The organism is Planosporangium mesophilum, from assembly GCF_016863255.1.
GTDB classification, from domain to species: domain Bacteria; phylum Actinomycetota; class Actinomycetes; order Mycobacteriales; family Micromonosporaceae; genus Planosporangium; species Planosporangium mesophilum.
On record NZ_BOON01000030.1, the window covers coordinates 41300 to 65850 of the forward strand.

The following is a 24551-nucleotide window of genomic DNA, read 5'->3' on the forward strand; positions in this document are numbered from 1 at the left end:
GGCCGCGATCGGTAGGCTCCTGGGTACATCCGACGACGTACCCCCGAGGAGCCCGAACCCGTGTCCGACCTGAGTCGCATCGTCAAGGCGTACGACGTCCGCGGGACGGTTCCCGACCAACTGGACGAGGCGACCGCCGAAGCGCTCGGCGCGGCCTTCGTGCAGACCGTGCGCGCGGGCGGTGACGACGCCTCCCGCGTGGTGGTCGCGCACGACATGCGGGACTCCTCGCCGGCGCTGTCCGGGGCGTTCATCCGGGGCGCCCGCGCGGCCGGCGCGGACGTGGTGGAGGCCGGGCTGGGCTCGACCGACCTGCTGTACTACGCCTCGGGCTCGCTCGACATCCCCGGCGCGATGTTCACCGCCAGCCACAACCCGGCGCGGTACAACGGCATCAAGATGTGCCGGGCCGGCGCCCGGCCGATCGGGCAGGAGACCGGCCTGGCCGAGATCCGTGACCGGGCGCAGCGCATCCTCGACGGGACCGCCGCCGTCGGCGACGGGGAGGGCAGCGCCACGCGTCAGGACCTGCTCACCCAGTACGCGGCGCACCTGCGTACCCTCGTCGACCTTTCCAAGATCCGGCCGCTGAAGGTGGTCGTGGACGCCGGCAACGGCATGGGCGGGTACACCGTCCCGGCGGTGCTCGGCGCCGCCGTGCTCGACCGGCTGCCGCTGGAGATCGTGCCGCTGTACTTCGAGCTGGACGGTTCGTTCCCCAACCACGAGGCCAACCCCCTGGAGCCGGCCAACCTGGTCGACCTGCAGAAGGCCGTTCGTGAGCACGGTGCGGACCTGGGCATCGCGTTCGACGGCGACGCGGACCGGTGCTTCTTCGTCGACGAGCGCGGCGAGGCGGTCTCGCCGTCGGCGGTCACCGCCATGGTCGCGGTACGGGAGCTCGACAAGCACCCCGGCAGCGTGATCATCCACAACCTGATCACCAGCCGGGCGGTACCCGAGATCGTGAGCGAGAACGGCGGCGAGCCGATCCGTACCCGGGTGGGGCACTCCTTCATCAAGGCCGAGATGGCACGTACCAACGCGGTGTTCGGTGGCGAGCACTCCGCGCACTACTACTTCCGCGACTTCTGGTACGCCGACACCGGCATGCTGGCCGCGATGCACGTCCTCGCCGCGCTCGGTGAGCAGGACGAGCCGCTGTCGGCCCTGGTCAGCAGGTACATCCGGTACACGGACTCGGGTGAGATCAACTCCACGGTCACCGACCAGCGGGCCAGAACCGCCGAGGTCGAGGCCGCGTTCGCCGGTGTCGAGGGCGCGCACGTCGACACCCTCGACGGGCTGACCGTGGACCTGCCCGACGGCAGTTGGATCAACCTGCGCCCGTCCAACACGGAGCCGCTGCTGCGCCTGAACGTGGAGGCGCCGACTCCGGAGCGGATGGCTCAGCTACGCGACCAGGTCCTCGCTATCGTGCGGGGTTGAGCAAAAGACATTAAGGAGAACGACCGTGTCACTCGACCCGGCGCTGCTGGAGATCCTGCGCTGCCCCGATGAGCACCACGCGGCCCTCGACTACGACGCCACGGCTTCGACGCTGACCTGCACCGAGTGCGCCCGCGTCTACGAGGTCCGCGACGGCATCCCGGTCCTGCTGCTCGACGAGGCCCGTCAGGGCGGCGAGAAGTCCTGATGGCCGGTCCGTTCGAGGGCGAGGCCGGCGTCCGAGGCCACCGGCACCTGGATCTCGACCTGCTCGACGACGCCGAGGCGCTGGCGACCGCCGACCCCGGCGGGATGCTGCGCGCCACGGCGTCCTCCGGAGCACAGGTGCGCGAGTCCGCCGCCCTGGCGGCCGAGGCCAACCTCGGCTCGATCGCCGACGAGGGCCGGCCCAGGGCCGTGGTCGTCGCGGGCGTGGGTACCGCCGCGCGTACCGGCGAGATCCTCGCCACGGTCGCCGGTGCCCGCTGCCCGGTCCCGGTACTCGCGCACCGCAGCGCCGGCATCCCGGGCTGGGTCGGCGCCGGTGACGTGGTCATCGCGGTATCGGCGTCGGGCCGCTCGCCCGAGGCGCTGGCCGCCGCCGAGGCGGCCTCCCGGCGCGGCGCCCGGCTGGTCGCGATCGGCGCTCCCGACTCCGAGCTGCAGTCCATGGCAGAGCGCGCCCGCGCGCCGTTCATCCCGGTGCCGCGGCGTGCCCCGGCCCGGGCCAGCCTGTGGGCGCTCACCGTGCCGGTGCTGCTGGCCGCCCGTACCCTCGGGTTGGTCAAGGTCAACGAGGCCGACCTGGCGGAGACCGCGACCCGGCTCGACATGGACGCCGACCGGTGCCGGCCCGCCCTGGAGTCGTTCGTCAACCCGGCCAAGGCGCTCGCCCTCGACCTCGCCAACTCGATCCCGGTGATCTGGGGCTCGTCGTCGCTGGCGACGCTCGCAGCCCGCCGCTTCGCCGACACCCTCAGCTCGAACGCGCGCTACCCGGCGGTGGCGGGCGCGCTGGGCGAGGCCGGGCGCGGGCGCGTCGGCCTGCTCGACGGGGTCTACGGCGGCCTGACCGAGGCCGGCCGCGACATCTTCGCCGACCCGGGTGAGAGCGACGAGGACGTGACCCGGCTGCGGCTGGTGCTGCTGCGCGACGGCGGCCTCTCCGACGACACCGACGACCAGGGCGAGCCGCTCGCCGTCGAGGAGCGCCGCGCCGACGCGGTGCAGGCTCTGGCCGAGCGTCGCGGGGTACGCGTGAGCGTGGTGACCGCCGAGGGCGCGTCGCCGCTGGAGCGACTGGCGTCGCTCGTCGCGGTCCCCGACTTCGCCTCGATGTACCTCGGTCTGGCCCACGGCCTGGACCCGATGGCCGTGCCGGCCGTCTCGGAGATGAAGGAGCTGTCGCGGCATGAGCGAGCGTAGCGAGCGAATCAGTAACTCAGTGCTTTGGCGAGCGCCGTCGCCGAGCGCCAGCGAGGTGACGGCATGAGTGCCGGCGGTGGTAACAAGGCGGTGGTCGCGGCGCTCGCGGCCAACCTCGGCATCGCGGTGACGAAGTTCGTCGCCTTCGCGCTGACCCTGTCGTCGTCGATGCTGGCGGAGGGGATCCACTCGCTCGTCGACTCCGGCAACCAGGTGCTGCTGCTGATCGGCGGCAAGCGGGCGAAACGCCACGCGACGCCCAAGCATCCGTTCGGCTTCGGGCGGGAGCGCTACATCTATGCGTTCGTCGTCTCGATCATGCTCTTCTTCGTGGGTGGTCTGTTCGCCCTCTACGAGGCGTACCACAAGATCTCCCACCCCGAGCCGATCCTCAAATGGCAGTGGGTCCCGATCGTGGTCCTGGTGATCGGCATCGTGCTGGAGTCGTTGTCGTTCCGGACCGCGATCCACGAGACCAACCAGATCCGCGGCGACGCGAGCTGGCCGGAGTTCATCCGCCGTTCCCGGGTACCGGAGCTGCCGGTGATCCTGCTGGAGGACTTCGCGGCGCTGATCGGCCTGGTGCTCGCGCTGTTCGGCGTCGGCCTGACGATCCTGACCGGCAACGGGATCTGGGACGGCGTCGGTACCGCGGCGATCGGCCTGCTGCTGGTGGCGGTCGCGTTCGTCCTCGCGGTGGAGATGAAGAGCCTGCTGCTCGGCGAGTCGGCCACGGCCGACACGGTCGCGAAGATCGAGCGGGCGATCCTGGAAGGCGACGAGGCCGAGCGGATCATCCACATGCGTACCGTTCACGTCGGCCCGGAGGACCTGCTGGTGGCGGCGAAGATCGCGGTCCGCCACGACGAGACCGCCGGTGCGGTCGCCAAGGGCATCGACGCTATCGAGCGGCGCATCCGCTCCGCCGTACCGATCGCGAAGATGATCTACCTTGAGCCCGACATCTACCGGAAGCCGGGGACCAGCGTGGAGGCCGAGTCGGCGCTGACGGAGAGCTGATCCGTGGAGCCGCTCGACAACCCGGTCCGCGGGTACGCCTGGGGGTCGCGAACCGTTCTCGCGGCCCTGCAGGGGCGGCCCGCGACCGGGCGGCCCGAGGCCGAGCTGTGGATGGGTGCGCACCCGGGCAGCCCGTCGGCGGCGGGCGGGGTGCTGCTGACCGAGGTGATCGCGGGCGACCCGGCCGGCGTGCTCGGCGCCGGTACTGTCGCCCGCTTCGGGGAGCGGCTGCCGTTCCTGCTGAAGGTGCTGGCCGCCGCCGAGCCGCTGTCGTTGCAGGCCCACCCCACCAGCGGGCAGGCGGCCGAGGGGTTCGCCGCGGAGGAGGCGGCCGGCAAGCCGCGCGACGCGCCGGACCGCAACTACCGGGACCCGTACCACAAGCCTGAGCTGCTGGTCGCGGTCGAGCCGTTCGAGGCGCTGTGCGGGTTCCGCGACCCGGCGGTGACGGCGACCCTGCTCGCGGGCCTCGACGTCGCCGAGCTCGCGCCCACCGTCGCCGCGCTGCGCGGCGCGGATCCGGGCGTGGCTCTGCGCGAGGCGGTCACCGGCCTGATGGAGCTGGCCGAGGCCGAGCGCTCCGCGTTGGTCAAGGGCGTCGTCGCGGCGGCGCGCGGCCGGTCCGGCTACGAGCTGGCCACGGCGCTGGGGCAGCGGTACCGGGACGACCTCGGCGTGGTGGTCGCGCTGCTGCTCAACCACGTCACACTGCAACCGGGCGAGGCGGTCTGGATGCCGGCGGGCAACCTGCACGCGTACCTGCGCGGTACCGGGGTCGAGATCATGGCCGCCAGCGACAACGTGCTGCGGGGCGGGCTCACGCCGAAGCACGTGGACGTGCCGGAGCTGCTGCGGGTACTGCGCTTCGAGGTCCTCGCCGATCCGGTCGTACGCCCGCGCGAGGTGGCGCCGGGGCTGGTGACCTGGCCGGCGCCGGTCGACGACTTCGCGCTGTACCGGGCCCTGCCGGACGGTTCCGCGATCACCCTGCCCGGCGACGGCCCGCGCATCGTGTTCTGCCTGCGCGGAGAGGTTCGGGTCGACGACGGCGCGGGGGAGGTGGTCCTCGCCGGCGGGCAGGCCGCCTTCGGGAGGGCCGGCCGTGCCGCCACGGTCGCCGGCTCGGGTGAGGTCTACCAGGCGACGATCGCCTGACCAGCCCGTACGGGCGCTGGTCTGCACCCGACTTGCAACCTGGAATGTCCCCATTCGCCTTGACGGTAAGACTGCAGCCTGTAACTTAATAACCACGCATTGTCACTCCTCTGGGAGTGCGAGCTGTGCGTGGGGGAACCAAACCGGGGGGAGACGCGGGGCGGTGGTGTCGGACACCACCGCCCCGCGCGTTTTCTGTTGCGCGTACGCTGGATTGTTGCCGCCCGCTTACGCATTGGCAGATCTGGAGACTTCATGACGAGCACAATTCAGCCGCGGGCCAACGCGGCCGCAGCCGGCCGTCCGCAGACCGTGGCTGACGGTGATTTCAAGGTTGCCGACCTGTCCCTCGCGGCGTTCGGCCGCAAGGAGATTCAGCTGGCCGAGCACGAGATGCCCGGCCTGATGGCGCTGCGCCGCGAGTACGGCGACGCCCAGCCGCTGCGCGGAGCGCGGATCACCGGGTCGCTGCACATGACGATCCAGACCGCGGTCCTGATCGAGACGCTGGTCGCGCTGGGCGCCCAGGTCCGGTGGGCGTCGTGCAACATCTTCTCCACCCAGGACCACGCCGCCGCGGCGATCGCGGTCGGTCCGAACGGCACGCCGGACAACCCGCAGGGCGTACCGGTGTACGCCTGGAAGGGCGAGACGCTGCCCGAGTACTGGTGGTGCACCGAGCAGGTGCTGCTGTGGCCGGACGGCGGCGGCCCGAACATGATCCTCGACGACGGCGGGGACGCCACCCTGCTGGTCCACAAGGGTGCGGAGTTCGAGGGCGCGGGCGCGGTGCCGGCGGTGTCCGAGCACGACAGCGAGGAGTACGGCGTCATCCTGGAGACGCTGCGCCGCTCCCTCGCCGAGGACAACCAGCGGTGGACGCGGGTGGCGGCCGGGATCAAGGGCGTCACCGAGGAGACCACCACCGGCGTGCACCGGCTGTACGAGATGGCCCGCGCCGGCACGCTGCTGTTCCCGGCGATCAACGTCAACGACTCGGTGACCAAGTCGAAGTTCGACAACAAGTACGGCTGCCGGCACTCGCTCATCGACGGCATCAACCGGGCCACCGACGTGCTCATCGGCGGCAAGGTCGCGCTGGTGTGCGGCTACGGCGACGTCGGCAAGGGCTGCGCGGAGTCGCTGCGCGGCCAGGGCGCCCGCGTGATCGTCACCGAGGTCGACCCGATCTGCGCGCTGCAGGCGGCGATGGACGGCTACCAGGTGACCACGATCGAGGACGTCGTCGGCATGGTCGACATCTTCGTGACCACCACCGGCAACAAGGACATCATCACGGCCGCCCACATGGCCCGGATGAAGCACCAGGCCATCGTGGGAAACATCGGCCACTTCGACAACGAGATCGACATGGCCGGCCTGGCGAAGACGCCGGGCATCGTGAAGAACGAGGTCAAGCCGCAGGTCCACGAGTGGGTGTTCCCGGACGGGCACTCGATCATCGTGCTGTCGGAGGGCCGGCTGCTGAACCTGGGCAACGCCACCGGGCACCCCAGCTTCGTCATGAGCAACTCGTTCACCAACCAGGTGATGGCGCAGATCGAGCTGTACGCCAAGACCGACCAGTACCCGGTCGGGGTCTACACCCTCCCCAAGCACCTGGACGAGAAGGTCGCGCGGCTGCACCTGGACGCCCTCGGCGTCAAGCTCACCACGCTGACCAAGGACCAGGCCGACTACATCGGCGTCCCGGTCGAGGGCCCGTACAAGTCGGAGCACTACCGGTACTGATATATCTCCCGAAGATGCCGGCCACGGTCACCGTGGCCGGCATCTTTGTTTGTTCTGTCACCTTGACTTCCGACACCGGTCGCGCCGTAAGGTATCCCTAGCCTAAGTAAGGTCTACCTAACTGGAACGTATCCAGTGTCAGGAGCGTGCCGTGTTGAACGCCCTTCTCGGCAACTTCCTCATCGGACTGCGTGAGGGCCTCGAAGCGACGCTCGTCGTCACGATTCTCGTCGCCTTCCTGGTGAAATCCGACCGCAAGGAGCGACTGCCCCAGGTGTGGGCGGGGGTCGGTGCCGCGGTGGCGCTGTCGGTCGGCTTCGGCGCCCTGCTGACGTTCGTGGCGCAGGATCTGCTGCCCTCGAGCAAGCGGGAGCTCTTCGACGCCGTGGTCTCCGTCGTCGCCGTCGTCTTCGTCACCTGGATGATCTTCTGGATGCGGCGGACCTCCCGGAAGCTCTCCGGCGAGCTGCGCACGAAGCTGTCCGACGCGATCAACGTCGGCGGGTTCGCCGTGGTCGGCATGGCGTTCCTCGCCGTGGCCCGGGAAGGGCTCGAGACCGCGACGCTGTTCTACACCGCCGCGCAGGGCGCCACCACGTCGGCCGGCCCGCTGGCCGGCATCACGCTGGGACTGGTCGCGTCCATCGCGCTCGGCTGGGCGCTGTACGCCAGCGCGGTGCGGATCAACCTCGCCACGTTCTTCAAGTGGACCGGTCTGCTGCTGGTCCTCGTCGCGGCCGGCATCCTCAAGTACGCCGTCCACGACTTCCACGAGGCCGGTGTGCTGCCCGGCGGCAACGTCCACGCCTTCGACTTCTCCAACGTCATCGACCCGGCCGCGTGGTACTCGGCCCTGGTGGGCGGCATGTTCAACCTCACGCCCACGATGAGCGTGTTCGAGCTGACCGCCTGGCTCGCGTACGCCGTGCCCGTGCTGTTCCTGTTCCTGCGCCCGGCGCGCCCGGTGACGCGGGTACCCGTGACGAGCGCCGCCGCCTGAGCCAGCCTCTTCCCCCGATCCTCGCCGCCAGGAGTGCCCTTCATGCGTAGCCACCGCCTGCCCGCCTGCGTCACGCTCGGCGCCCTCGCCCTCACCGGCCTCGCGGCGTGCGGGCAGAAGACGGACAAGTCGCAGAAGATCGCCGTCAGCGCCTCGGACAGCGCCTGCGAGGTCGCCCGGACCGAGCTGCCCGCCGGTGCCCACACCTTCTCGGTGACCAACAAGGGCAGCAAGGTCACCGAGTTCTACGTGTACGCCAAGGACGGCAGCATCAAGGGCGAGGTGGAGAACATCGGCCCGGGTACCACCCGCGACGTCCACGTCGAGCTGGCGGCCGGCGAGTACGAGAGCGCCTGCAAGCCCGGTATGAAGGGCGACGGGATCCGGGGCAAGCTGACCGTCACCGGTCAGGCGGCGGCGCTCGCGTCCGACCCCAAGCTGGCCGCGGCCGTGGCGACGTACAAGGCGTACGTGTCGACCGAGGCCGACGCCCTGCTGGCGAAGACCACCGAGTTCGCGGCCGCCGTGAAGGCGGGCGACACCGCGAAGGCCAAGGAGCTGTACCCGGTCGCACGTACCCACTGGGAGCGCATCGAGCCGGTGGCGGAGTCGTTCGGCGACCTGGACCCGGCGATCGACGCGCGGGAGAACGACGTCGAGGCCGGCCAGGAGTGGACCGGCTTCCACAAGATCGAAAAGGACCTGTGGGTCACCGGCGACGTCAGCGGTGACGCCCGCGTGGCGGACAAGCTGGTCACCGACGTCACGGAGATCGTGACCCGTTCCAAGTCGGTGGACCTGTCCCCGGTGCAGTTGGCAACCGGCTCGAAGGAGCTGCTCGACGAGGTCGCGACCGGGAAGATCACCGGCGAGGAGGACCGGTACTCCCACACCGACCTCTGGGACTTCGCCGCCAACGTCGAGGGCTCCAAGGCCGCGGTCGACGCGCTGCGTGACGCCCTGACCGCCCGCGACCCGAAGCTGGCCGACGAGCTGACCGCCAAGTTCGCGGCGGTCGACGCCGCGCTGGGCAAGCACAAGGCCGGTACCGGCTGGAAGTCCTACACCGAGCTGTCCAAGGCCGACATCAAGGAGTTGTCGGACGTCATCAACGGTCTGGCCGAGCCGATCAGCAAGGTCGCGGCGGTGATCGCCAAGTAGTCGTGTCTTGGACGGTTGTGCGACCTACGGGTTGAACAACCGTCCACGATCGCGGAGTTCGGGAGGGTGGCGATGGCGGGCAGGTTCTCGCGACGGCGGATGCTCACGGTCGGCGGCGCGGGCGTGGCCGGCGCGGTGGCGGCCGGCGGGGCCGGTGCGTGGGCGCGCGGCCTGATGGCGGAGGAGCAGCACGGCTCGGAGGCGGGCGGTGCCGTCGCGTTCCTCGGTGAGCACCAGGCCGGTATCACCACCCCGGCGCAGGACCGGCTGCACTTCGTGGCGTTCGACGTGACCACGGACAAGCGGGCCGACCTGGTCGACCTGCTGCGGGAGTGGACCCTGGCGGCCGCCCGGCTGACCGCCGGGCACGACGCCGGGCCGGTCGGCGCGGTGAACGGGTCGCCGGAGGCGCCGCCCGACGACACCGGCGAGGCGCTGGGCCTCCCGCCGTCCGGGCTGACGCTGACGGTCGGTTTCGGGCCCACGCTGTTCCGGGACGCCGGCGGCCGCGACCGGTTCGGGATCGCCGACCGCAAACCGGCGGCCCTCGCCGACCTGCCGCACTTTCGCGGCGACGCGCTGGACCCGGCCACCGGTGGCGGCGACATCTGCGTACAGGCCTGCGCGCACGACCCGCAGGTGGCCGTGCACGCCATCCGCAACCTGGCCCGTATCGGCTTCGGCGCGGTGAGCATGCGCTGGTCCCAGCTGGGCTTCGGGCGTACCTCCTCCACGTCGCGCGCGCAGGCCACGCCCCGCAACCTGTTCGGGTTCAAAGACGGTACGGCCAACCTCAAGGCGGAGGACACCGCCGCGCTCCGCCAGCACCTGTGGGTACAGGCGGGGGACGGGCCGGCGTGGATGACCGGCGGCACGTACCTGGTCACCCGGAAGATCCGGATGATGATCGAGACGTGGGACCGCACCTCGCTGGCCGAGCAGGAGGCCATCGTCGGGCGGACGAAGGGTACCGGCGCGCCGCTCGGAAAGCGCGGCGAGTTCGACGAACTCAACCTCGCGGCGACCGGCGCCGACGGTAAGCAGGTGATCCCCGCCGACTCACACGTACGGCTGGCCCACCCGGACACCAACGGCGGCGCGCGGCTGCTGCGGCGCGGGTACAACTTCGTCGACGGCTCGGACGGGCTGGGCCGGCTCGGCGCCGGCCTGTTCTTCATGGCCTACCAGCGGGATCCGCGGCGGCAGTTCGTGCCGATCCAGACCTCGCTGGCCCGGAACGACGCCATGAACGAGTACCTGCGGCACGTCTCCAGCGGGCTGTACGCCTGCCCGCCCGGGGTCCGTACGGCCGACGACTTCTGGGGCCGCGCGCTGTTCTCGTCGTGACCGGCGCGACCCTAGATACGGCGGTGTGACAACCGTGGTCTCGGCTCGGCCGACTCTCTTCGAACCCTTGCTCCGGGTCCGGAAATCGGGTTGCACGGCCGGGCGTCCCGGGCCGTCCGGTCCGAGCCGACGAGGCCGAGCGGGCCAGCATACCCGACATGTCGGGCGTGGATCGGGTTATCGGCGAGGTGATGTGAACTTTCAGTCATACAGGATCGGACGTACGGATGACGGTCGTTACCCTGGCGTGGTGTCCGGATAACGGGACAGTCACGAATTCGGGCGCCCTCTTTGCAGGCGACCCCTGGCGACGTTTGCTTTATGCACTACAACGCAGCCCCTGCCTGCCCGGGTCCGTGCACCTTGCCATGGTCTCGGCGTGCCGGCGCGTGGGCTGCGGTAGCTGACTGGAGGGAAAATGCGCACAGCTAAGAGGTTGGCGGGCGCTGTCGCTGCCGCCGGCGTCTCACTGGCGGTGGTTGCGGCGTGTGGTGGCGGCGGCAGCTCGGATAGCGGAAAGACCGTCTCGACGAGCTTTGCCGACTGCGCCACCAAGCCGAACGACTGCAACGGTGGGGCGACCAAGCAGGGTGGCACGCTCACGTACGCCGTCGAGAAGAAGATCACCGGTTGGAACCTCAACGACGCGGAGACAAACACCGCCGACTACGTGCCGGTGATGACCGGCATCACGCCCCAGGCGTTCGTCGTTGAGCCGGACTTCTCCGTCCGACTCAACGACGACCTGCTGGATTCGGCCGAGCAGACGAGCACCAGCCCGCAGACGATCGTCTACAAGATCAAGAAGGAAGCGGTCTGGGACGACGGCACGCCGATCTCCGCCGACGACTTCACCTACGCCTTCCAGACCCGCAACAGCAAGGACTGCAAGGACTGCAGCCCCGCGTCGGCCTCTGGCTACAACATCATCAAGTCGGTCACCGGCTCGGACAACGGCAAGACCGTGACCGTGGTCTTCGACAGCCCGTTCCCGGACTGGAAGGCGTTGTTCGACAACCTGCAGCCGGCGCACATCGCCAAGCAGCACGGTGACCTGGCGACCTCGTTCAAGTGGTTCAACGAGACCGTGCCCACCTTCTCCGGTGGCCCGTACAAGATCTCGGACTACCAGAAGGACGTCTCGGTCACCGAGGTGCCGAACCCGAAGTGGTACGGCAAGACCAAGCCGAAGCTCGACAAGCTGGTCTTCCGTATCATCACCGACCAGTCGCAGGAGGTGCCGGCCCTCCAGAACAACGAGGTCCAGGTCATCTACCCGCAGCCGGACCAGGACATGGTCAACCAGGTGAAGGCGCTGGCCCCGAACGTTCAGTACAGCCTGGGCACGGGCCTGACCTGGGAGCACTTCGACCTCAACCTGAAGAACAAGTTCCTGGCTGACAAGCCGCTGCGACAGGCGATCTTCACGGCGCTCAACCGCCAGGAGGTCATCGCCAAGACGATCGGCCAGTTCGTGCCGGGCGCCAAGCCGCTGAACAACCACAACTTCAAGCCGAGCCAGGACGGCTACAAGGACGTCGTCACCTCCACCGGTGCCGGCTCCGGCGACGTCGAGAAGGCCAAGAAGGTCCTCACCGACGCCGGTTACAAGGGCGTCGGCACGGCACTGGCCACCCCCGCCGGCGAGCCCATCTCGCTGCGCGTCACTTACACCGCCAGCAACCCGCTGCGGAAGGCGACCGCCGAGCTGTTCCAGAAGCAGATGCAGGCGATCGGTCTCAAGATCGACGTCACCCCCACCCAGACTCTCGGCCCGACACTGACCAAGGGCGACTACGACGTGATCCTGTTCGCGTGGATCGGTCAGCCGTTCGCCTTGCAGGGCGCGGAGCAGCTGTGGGGCAGCGCCAGCGACAGCAACTACGGCAAGTGGGTGAACCCCAAGAGCGACGACCTGCTGAAGCAGGCCACCGCGCAGGTCGACCCCAAGAAGGCCACTGACCTGCTCAACCAGGCCAACCAGGTCATGGCGGACGACTACTACGTGCTTCCGCTGTTCCAGAAGCCGACGTTCCTGGCCGCGTACTCGCAGTTCGCGAACATCCGCGACAACGCGACCACGAGCAGCCCTGGTTACAACAACCAGGAGTGGGGCCTGCGCGCCTCGGCCAAGTGAGGTAGCCGCCAGGCAACGTAAACGCCATCTGCACATTGGGTAGTGTCGGATCCCGGACGTTCGCGTCCGGGATCCGACACTAAGTGGGCACAGCTGGGAGGTACGCGTGCTCGCGTACGTCATACGACGCATTTTTGTTTCGATCCCGATCCTGATCGGATCGACGATCCTGGTCTTCATCATGGTCAAGTTCTCCGGTGATCCGCTGGAGCCCTTGAAGATGCGCAACCCGCCGGCTCCGCGACAGACGATCCTGAACGAGGAGCACCGGCTCGGTCTGGACCAGCCGATTCACGTGCAGTACCTGAACTGGTTGAAGAACCTGGTCCTGCACGGCGACTTCGGCCCGTCGGTCCACTCCAACACCAACATCGGCCACGAACTGGGCGGCCGGCTCGTCGTATCGCTGCGTCTGGTCCTCATCTCGGTGTTGATCGCCCTCATCTTCGCGGTGATCACCGGTGTGGTGAGTGCCGTGAAGCAGTACTCGGCGACCGACTACACCTTCACGTTCACCGGCTTCCTGTTCCTGGCCATGCCCACGTTCTGGTTCGCGATCCTGCTCAAGTCGGCGGCCATCTCGTACAACCAGGCAATCGGTACCCAGACCTTCTTCACCATCGGCGACAAGTCGCCGTTCCTGACCGACGACTCCGCCTGGGGGCACGTCAAGGACATCGCCGGCCACATGATCCTGCCGACCATCGTGCTGGGCCTCGTCAGCTACGCGGCGTGGAGCCGGTTCCAGCGCGCGTCGATGCTCGAGGTGCTCAACAGCGACTACGTCCGGCTGGCCCGGGCCAAGGGGCTGCGGCCCCGGCGGGTCCTGGTACGGCACGCGCTGCGTACCGCGCTGATCCCGCTGACGACCGTGACGGCGCTCGACATCGCCGCGCTGCTCGGCAGCACGATCATCACCGAACGGGTCTTCCAGTGGCACGGTCTCGGTGAGTTCTTCCTCGACTCGGTCGGGGACCACGACGCGAACGCGATGCTGGGCTGGCTGCTCATCTCCGCGTTGATCGTCATTCTCTTCAACCTCGTCGCCGACCTCTTGTACGGCGTGCTCGACCCGAGGATCCGCTATGAGTGAGCGAAGCGAACGAATCATGGGCTCAGCGTGTGTGCTCATGCGGTCAGCGAGCCCCAGCGAGGTGGCGGCATGAGTGAGATGCGTGCCAGTTCGGTGACGACGTCGGGAACCCCCCAGCCGACGTCTGTGACGGGCGGGTCCGACCGCGAGTTCAACGTCAAGGAGCGCAGCCAGCTTCAGCAGGCGCTGCGGCGCTTCCGGCGCCATCGGCTCGCCGTCGCCAGCCTGGTGCTGTTGATTTTCATCGTGCTGCTGGCGTTCGTCGGTCCGCTGGTGTGGAAGTACCAGTACACCGACATCACGCCGGACAACTCGCAGCCGCCGTCGCTGGCGCACCCCTTCGGCACCGACAGCCTCGGCCATGACGGGTTCGCACAGGTGCTGCGGGGGCTCCAGCAGTCGATCAAAGTGGCGCTCTGCATCGCCCTCGTCGCCACCACCCTCGGCGTGGTGTGGGGCGGCATCTCCGGGTACTACCGGGGCCTGGCCGACTCCGTGCTCATGCGTCTTGCCGATCTGATCCTGACGATCCCCGCGATCGCGCTGGCCGCCGCGCTGGGCAGCACCTCCGGCGGCGCCTGGTGGATGATCGCCCTGATCCTGGGCGGCCTGAGCGCGCCGCTGGTGGCGCGGGCCGTCCGCGGCGTCGTGCTCTCCCTGCGCGAGCAGGAGTTCATCGAGGCGGCCCGGGCGCTGGGCGCCTCGGACAGCCGGATCATCCTGCGCCACCTCGTGCCGAACGCGCTCGCGGTGGTCATCGTCTACGCGACGCTGCTGGTCGCCGCCGGCATCCTCGCCGAGACGGCGTTGTCCTACGTCGGCTTCGGGGTGCAGGCGCCCGATACCTCGCTCGGTCTTCTCATCACCGCGGCCCAGTCGGCGGTACAGACCCGGCCGTGGCTGTTCTACTTCCCCGGCTTGTTCATCATCCTGATCGCGCTCACGGTCAACTTCATCGGTGACGGCCTGCGTGACGCGCTCGACCCCCGACAGACGAGGCAACGCCGATGACCGCAGAGACCAATATCGAGCTGAGCCGCAAAGCCGGCGACCGCGAGGCCGTACTGGAGGTCGAGAACCTCACGGTCGAGTTCCCCACCGACGACGGTGTCGTCCAGGCCGTCCGCGGTGTCAGCTACCGGCTGGCGCCGGGGGAGGCGATGGGCATCGTCGGCGAGTCGGGCTCCGGCAAGTCCGTGACGTCGATGGCGATCATGGGACTGCTGCCGAAGACGGCACGGATCAGCGGATCGGTCCGCTTCCGCGGTGAGGAACTGCTCGGCCGCAGCGAGAACGACTACTCGTCGATCCGCGGCAAGAAGATCGCCATGATCTTCCAGGACCCGCTGACGTCGCTCAACCCGGTGTACACCGTGGGCTACCAGATCTCCGAGGCGATCCTGGCCCACAACGACGTGTCCAAGAAGGCCGCGATGGACCGGGCGATCGAACTGCTCGCCATGGTCGGCATCCCGAACCCTTCGCAGCGGGTGAACAACTACCCGCACGAGATGTCGGGCGGTATGCGGCAGCGCGTCGTCATCGCGATCGCGATGGCCAACAACCCGGACGTCATCATCGCCGACGAGCCGACCACCGCCCTCGACGTGACGGTGCAGGCCCAGGTGCTGGAGGCGCTCGAGGCGGCCCGCGCCGCGACCGGCGCCGCCCTGGTGCTGATCACCCACGACCTGGGGGTCATCGCCGGCCACGCCGACCGCATCGGGGTGATGTACGCCGGCAGGCTGGTCGAGAAGGGCACCGTCGACGAGGTGTTCTACGAGCCCAGAATGCCGTACACGCTGGGCCTGCTCGGCAGCCTGCCGCGCCTGGACGAGGCCGGCCGCGAGCGGCTGACCCCGATCGTGGGCGCCCCGCCGTCGTTGATGAACCTCCCACCCGGCTGCCCGTTCACGCCGCGGTGCCCGCTGGCGCAGCCGGTCTGTGAGGAGCGGGAGCCGGACCTGTACGTCACCGACGCGCCCGACCACCTGTCGGCCTGCCACTTCCACGAGCGGCTGGTCGGGGCGAGCGCCGCGCAGTTATTCCGGCCCACGTCAGTGGACACCGAGGACATCACGCCTCGGGATCTGGAGGTACAGCCATGACGGCCGCCAACGTGGTCGAGGCGGGGGCCGGCGGCACGGCCGGTGGTCCCGGTGAGCCGGTCCTCGCAGTGCGCGACCTGGTCAAGCACTTCCCGGTACGCTCGCGCGGCCTCGTGCGCCGGACCGTCGGCGACGTGCACGCGGTGTGCGGGGTCTCGTTCGACCTGTTCGGGAACGAGACGCTGGGGCTGGTCGGCGAGTCCGGCTGCGGCAAGACGACGACCGGCCGGCTCCTGCTCAACCTGATCAAGGCGACCTCCGGCGAGGTGGTCTACGCCGGCCGCAACCTGGTCGAGCTGTCGCCCGGCCAGATGCGGCCGCTGCGGCGCGACCTGCAACTGGTGTTCCAGGATCCGTTCGCCTCGCTGGACCCCCGGATGACGGTCAACGAGATCGTCGCCGAGCCGCTGCGCATCCACGGGCTGTTCGGTTCGGGGACGCAGGGTCGGGACAAGGTACGCGAGCTGCTGAAGTTGGTCGGGCTCAACCCCGAGCACGGCAACCGGTACCCGCACGAGTTCTCCGGCGGCCAGCGCCAGCGCATCGGCATCGCCCGCGCCCTGGCGCTGCGCCCGAAGGTCCTCATCCTCGACGAGCCGGTCTCCGCCCTGGACGTGTCGATCCAGGCCGGCGTGATCAACCTGCTCGAGGACCTGCAGAGCGAACTGGGCCTGTCGTACCTGTTCATCTCGCACGACCTGTCCGTGGTGCGGCACATCGCGGACCGGGTCGCCGTGATGTACCTGGGCCGGATCGTGGAGATCGCCGACAAGGAGGAGCTGTTCACCAAGGCGGCTCACCCGTACACCCAGGCGCTGATCTCGGCGATCCCGCTGCCGGACCCGCGCAAGGAGCGCTCCCGCAAGCGCATCACGCTGACGGGTGACGTGCCGAGCCCGGTCAACCCGCCCAGCGGGTGCCGGTTCCGGACGCGCTGCCCGAAGTTCGCCAATGTGCTGTCCGAGGCGGAGCGGCGCAAGTGCGTGGACGAGGTGCCGGCGCTGACGGACCGGGGCCAGGGGCACGCCTCGGCATGCCACTACGCCGAGGCGATCAAGCTCGTCTGATCATCAAGATCGGCACAACCTCCGATCTGGAAGAAGTGGTCTCGACCCCGGCCGGAGACCACGACCTCCGGTGGAGGTTGTGCCGATCTTGCTATGTCGTGCCGGGCCAGGCCGGGGGCGCGTCGGGCCAGACCGAGGCGGTCGCGGCGCGGTTCGCGGCCAGCCGTCCCGTCGCGCGGCGATGCCGCTCGGCGAGGACCGCCGCGAGGTAGGCCCAGCCGGGTACCCCGGGCGGGGGCGGCGGCGTGACCCGGGCGGAGACCTCGACGGCCAGCGCGTACCCGATCCGGCTGCGCGCCGGTTCGTGGATCTGCCGGTTGCGCGCCAGGTAGTGCCGCAGTGCGAGCGCCAGCTCGTCGTCGAGGCGGGTGAGGTCGAGCAGCGAGGCCCACGAGGCCAGGTGGGGTGGCATCGCCGGTACCCAGCCCCAGGCGGCGGGGGCGCGCTCGTGGATGACGATCGTGCCGGCGGCCAGGTCGCCGATGCGCTTGCCGCGGGGGTGGGCGAGCATCGTGGCCAGCGCGATCATCGGGGCCAGGAACGGGAGGACCAGCCCCGGCCACTCCACCGCCACGGCGACGAGGCAGCGGGTCAGCGCGTGCCGGAACCGGATCGGCCCGCCGTCGTCGCCGACCACCCGCAGGCCGAGGGCGAGCTTGCCGATCGTGCGGCCACCGGCGAGCGTCTCCATCGTCACCGGGTACCCGACGAGCACGACGACCGCGACCACCACGGTGAGCGCCTGCGTGGAGGCCGCGTCGGCGCCCGGGACCAGCGGCTCCACCACCAGCACGGCGACAACCAGGAGAAGCAGGTACAGCACGCCCTGCGCCAGGGCGTCGAGGATGCGGGCGAGGACCCGCGAGCCGACGCCGGCGACCCGGACGTCCAGCTCCACGGCCTCACCGCTGACCAGTCGGTCGACCGGCTCCTCGCTTCGATCCATCTCGATAGTCAACACCATCCACGCCGGCACTAAAGTCACGGCGTGGACCTGGACGCCTACGTGGCCGAGCACGCCGACGAGTGGCACCGGCTGGAGGCGCTGTCGCGGCGGCGACGCCTGTCCGCGGTCGAGGCAGATGAGCTGATCCGGCTGTACCAGCGGGCCGCCACGCACCTGTCCCTGATCCGCAGCCGCTCGCCGGACCCCGTCCTGGTGGCACGCCTGTCGCACCTCGTGCTCGCCGCCCGGTCGGCGATCACCGGGCCGAGCGCGTTCTCACTCCGGCGGATCGGCCGGTTCTTCACCGTCTCGTTCCCGCTGGAGGTGTACCGGGCCAGGTGGTGGTCGGCGGCCGTCGCCGTCGGCTTCGTGACCCTGTCCGGGCTGGTCATCGGGTACATCGCGGGCCATCCGGCGGCCGCGCACGTGTTCATGGGCGACGCCGAGATCAACCGGCTGGTCGACTCGGAGTTCGTCGGCTACTACAGCACCTACCGGCCGCAGAACTTCGCCCTCGCGGTCTCGAGCCACAACGCGTGGCTGTCGGCCCAGTGCCTGGCGTCGGGGGTACTGCTCGTGCCGGTGCTGTACCTGCTGGCCAGCAACGCGCTCAACCTCGGGGTCACCGGTGGCGTCATGGCGGCGGGCGGCCGTACCGACGTCTTCTTCGCCTACCTCACGCCGCACGGGCTGCTCGAGCTGACCGCCGTCTTCGTCGCCGCGGGGGTGGGGCTGCGGATCGGCTGGGCCTGGATCGCCCCGGGCCCGGCCAGAACCCGGGGCCAGGCGCTGGCCGAGACCGCCCGCGCCGGGATGCTGGTCGCGCTGGGACTGGTCGGCGTGCTCGCGGTCAGCGGAGCGATCGAGGCGTACGTGACGCCGTCGGGCCTGCCCACCGCGGTGCGGATCGGCCTCGGCGGGCTCGGCTGGCTGGCGTTCCTCGGGTACGTGACGGTGCTCGGCCGCCGCGCCGCTGCGGCGCAGGAGCGCTAGAGGCGGCCGGTCGCCTTCATCGCCAGGTACGCGTCGGCCACCCGGGAGGCGAACGACTCGACCGGCGCGTCGACCACCTCGACGCCGTGCCGGGCCAGCGCGGCGCGGACCCGGTCACGCTCGGCGAGCGCCCGGTGCGCGGCCGCGGCGGCGTAGACGCGGTCGACGGGATCGGCATCATCCGGGGCCGACCCTTCGGCCAGGCGCGACAGGATCGGATCCTGGACCGAGGCGACGACCACCCTGTGCCTGGCGGCCAGCCGGGGGAGCACCGGTAGCAGCCCCTCGCCCAGGGCGGCCGGCTCCAGCGCGGTGAACAGTACGACCAGGGCGCGCTTGCGCTCGCGGCGCATCACCTCGCCGGCGACCAGGCCGAAGTCGGTCTCCACCAGCGCCGGCTCCAGCGGTGCCAGCGCCGACACCAGCCGCCACATCCACGCCCGCTTGCCGGCGCCGGCCACCGACGCGCGTACGGCGGTGTCGACGGCGAGCAGGTCCACCCGGTCGCCGGCGCGGGCCGCGATCCAGGCGAGCAGCAGCGAGGCATCGATCGCCGCGTCCAGCCGGGGCTCGTCGCCGACGCGTACCGCCGAGGTGCGGCCGGTGTCGAGGACGCACAGCACCCGCCGGTCGCGCTCGGGCCGCCAGCTACGGACCACCATGTCCGAGCGGCGCGCGCTGGCCCGCCAGTCGATCGAGCGCACGTCGTCGCCGACCACGTACTCCCGCAGCGCGTCGAACTCCGTACCCTGCCCGCGACCCCGGATCGCCACCGTGCCGTCGAGGACCCGCAGCCGGGCCAGCTTCTCCGCCAGGTACCGGCGGGAGGCGAAGCGGGGCAGCACCCGGAGCGTCCACGGCGGGGTGCGGGCGTCGGCCACCCGCCGCCGGCTCTGCCGGTACGCCAGCCCCATCGGCCCGTACGAGCGGATGCTCACCCGTACGGCGCTCCGGTCGCCCCGCCGGGTGGGCGTCAGTACCGTCTCGACGGTCCGAATTTCCCCCGGCGCCAGGTCGAGGCGGTGTGAGTACGGGCCCGCGCCGGCCGACGGTACCCAGGCGTCCCGGAGCAGGCACCGCAGCCGCCGGGGAGACCCATTGGTCAGGGTGAGTCGCACGGTGACCGTCTCGCCGAGCCAGGCCACCCGGGCGCCGTCGCGGCCGGCGGTCAACCGGCTCAGCGGTGCCGCCGCGAGCAGGTCGGCCGCGGCCAGGGCGAGCGGGAGCGCCACGGCGGCCAGCGCGCCGAGCCACGGCGAGGGCACCAGTGGTACGACCGGGACGCCGACGAGCAGGAGCAGCGGTACCCGCGCGGTGATCATCGCGGGGTGGGCACCGTGGCGAGGACGGACTCGAGCACGCTGTCGACGGTCACGCCCTCCAGTTCGGCCTCGGGCCGCAGCCGTACCCGGTGCCGCAGCGCCGGCCGGGCCAGGGCCTTGACGTCGTCGGGGGTGGCGTAGTCGCGGCCGGCGAGCCACGCCCACGCCTTCGCCGCGGCGAGCAGCGCGGTGGCGCCGCGCGGAGAGGCGCCCAGCTCCAGCGAGGGCGACACGCGGGTACCGCGACACAGGTCGACCACGTAGCCCAGCACCACGTCGGCGACCTGTACCCGTCGCACCGCCTCCCGGCCGGCGGCCAGGTCGGCGCCGTCCGCGACCGGGGTGACCCCGGCGGCGCGCAGGTCACGGGGGTCGAACCCGGAGTGGTGGGCGCGCAGGATGCCGAGCTCCTCCTCCCGGCCGGGCAGCGGCACGGTCAACTTGAGCAGGAACCGGTCGAGCTGCGCCTCGGGGAGCGGGTAGGTGCCCTCGTACTCGGTGGGGTTCTGGGTGGCGGCCACGATGAACGGGTCGGGCAGCGGGCGGGGCCGCCCCTCGACCGACACCTGCCGCTCCTCCATCACCTCCAGCAGCGCCGCCTGGGTCTTCGGGGGAGTGCGGTTGATCTCGTCGGCCAGCAGCAGGTTGGTGAAGACCGGGCCCTCGCGGAACTCGAACGCGGCGGTACGCGCGTCGAAGATGAGCGAGCCGGTGACGTCGCCGGGCATCAGGTCCGGGGTGAACTGCACCCGCTTGGCCTGAAGGTCCAGCGCCGCCGCGAGGGTGCGTACCAGCAGCGTCTTGGCCACTCCGGGTACGCCTTCGAGCAGTACGTGCCCCCGGCACAGCAGCGCGATGACCAGGCCGCTGACGACGGCGTCCTGCCCGATCACGACCTTGGCCACCTCGGCGCGCAGCCGGCCGAGCGCCGCGCGGGCCTCGTCACCGGTACGGGCCTCCAGTGCTGATGTTCGGGTCAACGGAGCTCTCCTCCATCCGTGCGCGTCACGGCGCGCAGCAGGCCGTCCAGGTTCGCCACCGCCGCGACGAGTTGCTCGTCGTCCGCGGGCGTCGGGGGGTACAGCGTCGAGTCGACGTCGGCCGCGCTCCAGCCGGCCTGCGCCGCGGTCGCGGCCACGAGCGCCTCGCGGTGCGCGTCGGCGGGCAGGTCGAACAGGTGGCCCAGGCGCTGCCGGGTCGCCGTCGCCCGGGTGGACAGGGCCGTATCCCGGGCCCTGGCCCGCCGGTAGAGCCGGCCCCGCCCGAGTACGGTCTCGGCGGCGGGCACGGTGACCGGAAGCCGCTCGGGGACGGGCCCGTCCAGGCGGCGGCCCCTCGCTGCGGCCATCAGTACGCCGGCGGCGAGCAGCAGGGCCAGCGTGGCCCAGGCCGCCGGCGGGAACGCCGACCACACCGACGGCGGGCTGCCACCGCCTCCGTCACCGCTGCCTCCGTCACCGCCGCTGGACCCCGATCCCGGCCGGTCGGGGTCGCTGGTCGGAAGATCCGGGTCCGGCGAGGCGGGAGCCAGCGACGGCGGCGCCGAGCCGGGGGACGCACCGGGATCGACGGCCGGCGGCGGTTCGAGCCGGTGCACGTCCAGCCAGACCAGCCGCCCGGTACCGGTGAGGAGGTCCGTCGCGAGGGCCGCGTTGCCGTGCTCGCCGATCCGGTCGTTGCGGAACACGTCGTTCGCGCCGATCACGGTCAGGTCCATGCTGTACCAGCGCAGTTCGACCAGGCCGCCGCGGTAGCAGCGCCGCAGTTCCACCGCGTCGTCCTCGGGGGCGGTGAAGCTCTCCCGCCGGGCGGCGGCCCCGGCGCTCGCCGCGGCCGGCAGGTCGCACCCGGGCGGCTCGACCGCGGTCGCCCAGCGCCGGTCGGCTACCGAGATCGGCAGGCGGCCCCGGGACAGGGCGCTGTCGGTGGGCGCCACCAGGACCAGCCGGGTCGACGCCGGCAGCAGCGTGAGCATGCGCAGGTAGTACTGGTTGACCAGGGCGGGCGCCGGGACGAACAGGGTGACCCCGCCCCGGTACGCCGCGACCAGCGCGTCGGAGGTCCTGGTCGCGCGCTCGACGGTCACCCCGCGCTGCTCGACCAGCCGGGCCAGCCGGGCCGCGCCGATCGGGGCCTCGCTGGCCGGCGACAGGAAGGCCGGGTCGGACTCGTCCGGCTGCTGCAGCGCGTACGCCACGGCGGAGAAGATCATCAGTAGTACGACCAGCGCCGGCGGAGCGACCAGTCGCAGCCGTCGGGTACGAATGCGGGTCCTCATCCCGCGTGCCCCGGTGCGGCCGGCCACTGGATCGCCTGCCGGACCGTGTCGGCGAGCGCCCGCATCCGGGCGTCCGTGGCGGCCAGGGCCGGGCGCTGCCCGTACCAGGTGTCGGAGAAGACGCCGGCCGCCTCGGCCAGCGGCCCGGCGACCGCGGGCAGGGCGGCGCCGGCAGCCCCGGCGAGCTCGGTGACGGTCCACCCCGGGCGGTGCTCGATCACGCCGCGCTCTATCAACTGCCGGACCATCTCGCGGAGCCGTTCCCGGATCGCCTCGGCGTAGCGCTCCTCGGCGGCGAGCCGGTCGGCGAGCGAGGCGAACTCGGCGGCCGGGAGGTCGGGCAGGCCGGTACCGTCGGCCGGCTGTGACTGCGTGGCCGGTACGGCGCCGTCGGCCCGCTTCCGGCCCCGACGGCGCAGCCGGGGCAGCCGGGGCAGCCGGCGGGGCACCCAGGCCGGGAACCGGTACCACGCCACCCCGACGATCACCGCGACGGCCAGCAGCAGGAGCACCAGCAGCGGCAGCGGCACCACGTCGGAGACCGCAGCCACCCGGTCGGTCCACCACCGGCTCATGGCAGCACCCTCGGCAGGTCGGCTCCGACCTCGGCGGCGCCCGGCCGCAGCGCCCGGGCCAGCCAGATGTCCAGGCCCTCGGTGCGCATCCGGGTCTCCAGGTGCAGCACGGCGTCGAGGCAGGCGAGCGCCGGGTAGGCCACGCCGTTCACGGCGACGGCGATCGCCACGACGGCCCCGGGCAGCCACGGCTGGCCGGGGAAGAGCTCGTACAGGACGAAGGGGCCGCCGAGCGTGAGCGCCGCCCGGATGGCCAGCCAGGCCAGGTAGCCGGCGACCCGTACGGACGCCGCCCGCATCCCGGCGCGCACCGACAGCCGCGCCGAGCGCAGCAGCGCCCGGCCGACGCCGTAGCGGTCGATCACGAGGGTGGGCACGGCGAGCCCGACCAGCCCGTACCCGATGACCCACGGCACCAGGCCGACGACCGTGCAGACCCCGACCGCGAGGCCGGCCACCAGCGCCACCACGGCAACCGCGCCGAACCGCGACCCGGTCGGCGCCAGCAGCCGTCGGGCCGGCAGATGCTCGCCGAGCAGGTCCGACGCCGCGGCGCGGGCGGCCAGGCCGCCGAGCAGGGCGATCACCACCGCTTCGGTGGCGAAGCCCGCGGCGATCACCAGCCAGTACCCGCCGAGCCGGCCGTGCGGCAGGTAGCCGGGTGGCGTGATCGCGGCGGCGGCGCGCAGCGGGTACAGCACGGCCTGTTCGGCGGCGGCGACGGCCGGGCCGGCCAGCAGCAGCGCCACGGCGTTGCGGCGCAGCAGCTCGATCGCGGTGTCGAGGAGTTCGCCGAGCGTGAGCGGTCGCAACGGGATGACTCCCGGTGGGCGCGACGGCTGCACGGGGCCCTCCTCGGGCGATCATCGATGAATGACGGGGTCATCGTGGCACGTGGCGCCGCGCGCCGACGTACCCACCGTGCCTGGCCAGCCAGAGATGGATCAAAACGTCCCAAACGGCCCCGGCGCCGCCCCCATGGGGGGAGCGTCACCCACGTTTCGGCGTGGAGGTGGAATCATTGGGCCGCATGAGGGCCCGTGTACTGGTGGTCGATGACGATCCCGCGCTCGCCGAGATGCTCGGCATCGTGCTCCGGAGTGAAGGATTTCTGCCTTCGTTCGTGGCCGACGGCGAGCGGGCTCTCGCCGCGTTCCGCGAGGCACGGCCGGACATCGTGCTGCTCGACCTGATGCTGCCGGGGATGAGCGGCATCGACGTGTGCCGTGCGATCCGCGCCGAGTCCGGGCTGCCGATCGTGATGCTGACCGCCAAGAGCGACACCGTCGACGTCGTGCTCGGCCTCGAGTCCGGCGCCGACGACTACGTGGTCAAGCCGTTCAAGCCGAAGGAGCTGGTCGCGCGCATGCGGGCCCGGCTGCGCCGGGGCGAGGACGTGACGCCCGAACTGCTCACGATCGGTCCGCTCGGCAATCAGATCACCATCGACGTGCCGGCGCACACCGTCGCCCGCGACGGCGAGGAGGTCAAGCTCACCCCGCTGGAGTTCGACCTGCTGGTGGCCCTGGCCCGGAAGCCGCGCCAGGTCTTCACCCGTGAGGTGCTGCTGGAGCAGGTCTGGGGGTACCGGCACGCCGCCGACACGCGCCTGGTCAACGTCCACGTACAGCGGCTGCGCGCCAAGATCGAGCCCGACCCGGAGCGGCCCGAGATCATCCTCACCGTGCGTGGCGTCGGCTACAAGGCCGGTACGGGCTGACGC

The 24551-nt window shown here is 71.1% G+C and carries 22 protein-coding genes; 16 read left to right on the top strand and 6 right to left on the bottom strand.

Going from position 1 to position 24551, the window contains the following annotated elements; all coding sequences use genetic code 11:
- The first annotated feature begins 60 nt into the window (after positions 1-60).
- The 14 genes from Pme01_RS15610 to Pme01_RS15675 all read left to right on the top strand — a co-directional run bounded on the left by Pme01_RS15610 (position 61) and on the right by Pme01_RS15675 (position 16714).
- Positions 61-1449 (top strand): phosphomannomutase/phosphoglucomutase, encoded by a 1389-nt coding sequence (locus Pme01_RS15610; protein ID WP_168116434.1) that lies wholly within the window; start codon positions 61-63, stop codon positions 1447-1449.
- Positions 1450-1474: 25 nt separating this feature from the next.
- Entirely contained in the window at positions 1475-1657 is a 183-nt protein-coding gene (locus tag Pme01_RS15615; RefSeq protein WP_168116433.1) for a Trm112 family protein, read from the top strand.
- The gene (locus tag Pme01_RS15620; RefSeq protein ID WP_168116432.1) at positions 1657-2874 is read left to right on the top strand and encodes an SIS domain-containing protein; all 1218 of its coding nucleotides are present in this window, start codon (positions 1657-1659) and stop codon (positions 2872-2874) included. Before Pme01_RS15615 ends, Pme01_RS15620 begins: the two co-directional genes overlap by 1 nt.
- A gap of 63 nt (positions 2875-2937) precedes the next feature.
- A complete protein-coding gene (locus Pme01_RS15625; RefSeq protein WP_168116431.1) occupies positions 2938-3894 on the top strand; it encodes a cation diffusion facilitator family transporter in 957 nt (318 codons plus the stop codon).
- A gap of 3 nt (positions 3895-3897) precedes the next feature.
- Positions 3898-5049 (top strand): mannose-6-phosphate isomerase, class I, encoded by a 1152-nt coding sequence (gene manA / locus Pme01_RS15630; RefSeq protein ID WP_168116430.1) that lies wholly within the window; start codon positions 3898-3900, stop codon positions 5047-5049.
- 255 nt (positions 5050-5304) lie between these two features.
- Complete coding sequence (gene ahcY / locus Pme01_RS15635) at positions 5305-6801, top strand: adenosylhomocysteinase (protein WP_168116429.1); 1497 nt, start codon at positions 5305-5307, stop codon at positions 6799-6801.
- Between the two features lie 151 nt (positions 6802-6952).
- A complete protein-coding gene (efeU, locus tag Pme01_RS15640) occupies positions 6953-7801 on the top strand; it encodes an iron uptake transporter permease EfeU (RefSeq protein ID WP_168116428.1) in 849 nt (282 codons plus the stop codon).
- A 42-nt stretch (positions 7802-7843) separates the two neighbouring features.
- Positions 7844-8962, top strand: a complete 1119-nt coding sequence (efeO, locus tag Pme01_RS15645; protein ID WP_168116427.1) for an iron uptake system protein EfeO — start codon at positions 7844-7846, stop codon at positions 8960-8962.
- A 72-nt stretch (positions 8963-9034) separates the two neighbouring features.
- The gene (gene efeB / locus Pme01_RS15650) at positions 9035-10309 is read left to right on the top strand and encodes an iron uptake transporter deferrochelatase/peroxidase subunit (protein WP_168116426.1); all 1275 of its coding nucleotides are present in this window, start codon (positions 9035-9037) and stop codon (positions 10307-10309) included.
- Between the two features lie 418 nt (positions 10310-10727).
- Complete coding sequence (locus Pme01_RS15655) at positions 10728-12446, top strand: ABC transporter family substrate-binding protein (protein WP_168116425.1); 1719 nt, start codon at positions 10728-10730, stop codon at positions 12444-12446.
- A 106-nt stretch (positions 12447-12552) separates the two neighbouring features.
- Positions 12553-13539 carry an ABC transporter permease gene (locus Pme01_RS15660; protein WP_168116424.1) on the top strand — a complete coding sequence of 329 codons (987 nt, stop codon included), beginning with the start codon at positions 12553-12555 and terminating at the stop codon, positions 13537-13539.
- A gap of 69 nt (positions 13540-13608) precedes the next feature.
- Positions 13609-14550: an ABC transporter permease gene (locus tag Pme01_RS15665; protein ID WP_168116423.1), complete on the top strand. Its 942-nt coding sequence runs from the start codon at positions 13609-13611 to the stop codon at positions 14548-14550.
- Positions 14547-15647, top strand: a complete 1101-nt coding sequence (locus tag Pme01_RS15670; RefSeq protein WP_168116422.1) for an ABC transporter ATP-binding protein — start codon at positions 14547-14549, stop codon at positions 15645-15647. The genes Pme01_RS15665 and Pme01_RS15670 overlap by 4 nt, the downstream gene beginning before the upstream one ends.
- A complete protein-coding gene (locus Pme01_RS15675; protein ID WP_168116421.1) occupies positions 15644-16714 on the top strand; it encodes an ABC transporter ATP-binding protein in 1071 nt (356 codons plus the stop codon). Before Pme01_RS15670 ends, Pme01_RS15675 begins: the two co-directional genes overlap by 4 nt.
- A 91-nt stretch (positions 16715-16805) precedes the next feature.
- Here the strand turns inward: Pme01_RS15675 and Pme01_RS15680 are convergent, their stop codons facing one another.
- Entirely contained in the window at positions 16806-17660 is an 855-nt protein-coding gene (locus Pme01_RS15680) for an RDD family protein (RefSeq protein ID WP_168116420.1), read from the bottom strand.
- 42 nt (positions 17661-17702) lie between these two features.
- On the opposite strand from Pme01_RS15680, the gene Pme01_RS15685 reads away from it, so the two are divergent.
- A complete protein-coding gene (locus Pme01_RS15685) occupies positions 17703-18653 on the top strand; it encodes a stage II sporulation protein M (RefSeq protein WP_168116419.1) in 951 nt (316 codons plus the stop codon).
- On the opposite strand, the gene Pme01_RS15690 is transcribed toward Pme01_RS15685, so the two are convergent.
- Genes Pme01_RS15690 through Pme01_RS15710 form a run of 5 tightly spaced genes read right to left on the bottom strand, consistent with a single transcriptional unit; the run spans position 18650 to position 23673 of the window.
- Positions 18650-19975 carry a DUF58 domain-containing protein gene (locus tag Pme01_RS15690; RefSeq protein ID WP_168116418.1) on the bottom strand — a complete coding sequence of 442 codons (1326 nt, stop codon included), beginning with the start codon at positions 19973-19975 and terminating at the stop codon, positions 18650-18652. The two genes, Pme01_RS15685 and Pme01_RS15690, sit on opposite strands and share 4 nt — an antisense overlap.
- Entirely contained in the window at positions 19972-20955 is a 984-nt protein-coding gene (locus tag Pme01_RS15695; protein WP_239088257.1) for an AAA family ATPase, read from the bottom strand. The genes Pme01_RS15690 and Pme01_RS15695 overlap by 4 nt, the downstream gene beginning before the upstream one ends.
- Complete coding sequence (locus Pme01_RS15700; RefSeq protein WP_168116417.1) at positions 20952-22253, bottom strand: DUF4350 domain-containing protein; 1302 nt, start codon at positions 22251-22253, stop codon at positions 20952-20954. Before Pme01_RS15700 ends, Pme01_RS15695 begins: the two co-directional genes overlap by 4 nt.
- The gene (locus Pme01_RS15705; RefSeq protein ID WP_168116416.1) at positions 22250-22828 is read right to left on the bottom strand and encodes a DUF4129 domain-containing protein; all 579 of its coding nucleotides are present in this window, start codon (positions 22826-22828) and stop codon (positions 22250-22252) included. Before Pme01_RS15705 ends, Pme01_RS15700 begins: the two co-directional genes overlap by 4 nt.
- Positions 22825-23673, bottom strand: a complete 849-nt coding sequence (locus Pme01_RS15710) for a hypothetical protein (protein WP_168116415.1) — start codon at positions 23671-23673, stop codon at positions 22825-22827. Before Pme01_RS15710 ends, Pme01_RS15705 begins: the two co-directional genes overlap by 4 nt.
- A gap of 185 nt (positions 23674-23858) precedes the next feature.
- Between Pme01_RS15710 and mtrA the strand changes: the two genes are divergently transcribed.
- Positions 23859-24548 carry an MtrAB system response regulator MtrA gene (mtrA, locus tag Pme01_RS15715; protein WP_168116414.1) on the top strand — a complete coding sequence of 230 codons (690 nt, stop codon included), beginning with the start codon at positions 23859-23861 and terminating at the stop codon, positions 24546-24548.
- The last annotated feature ends 3 nt before the right edge of the window (positions 24549-24551 follow it).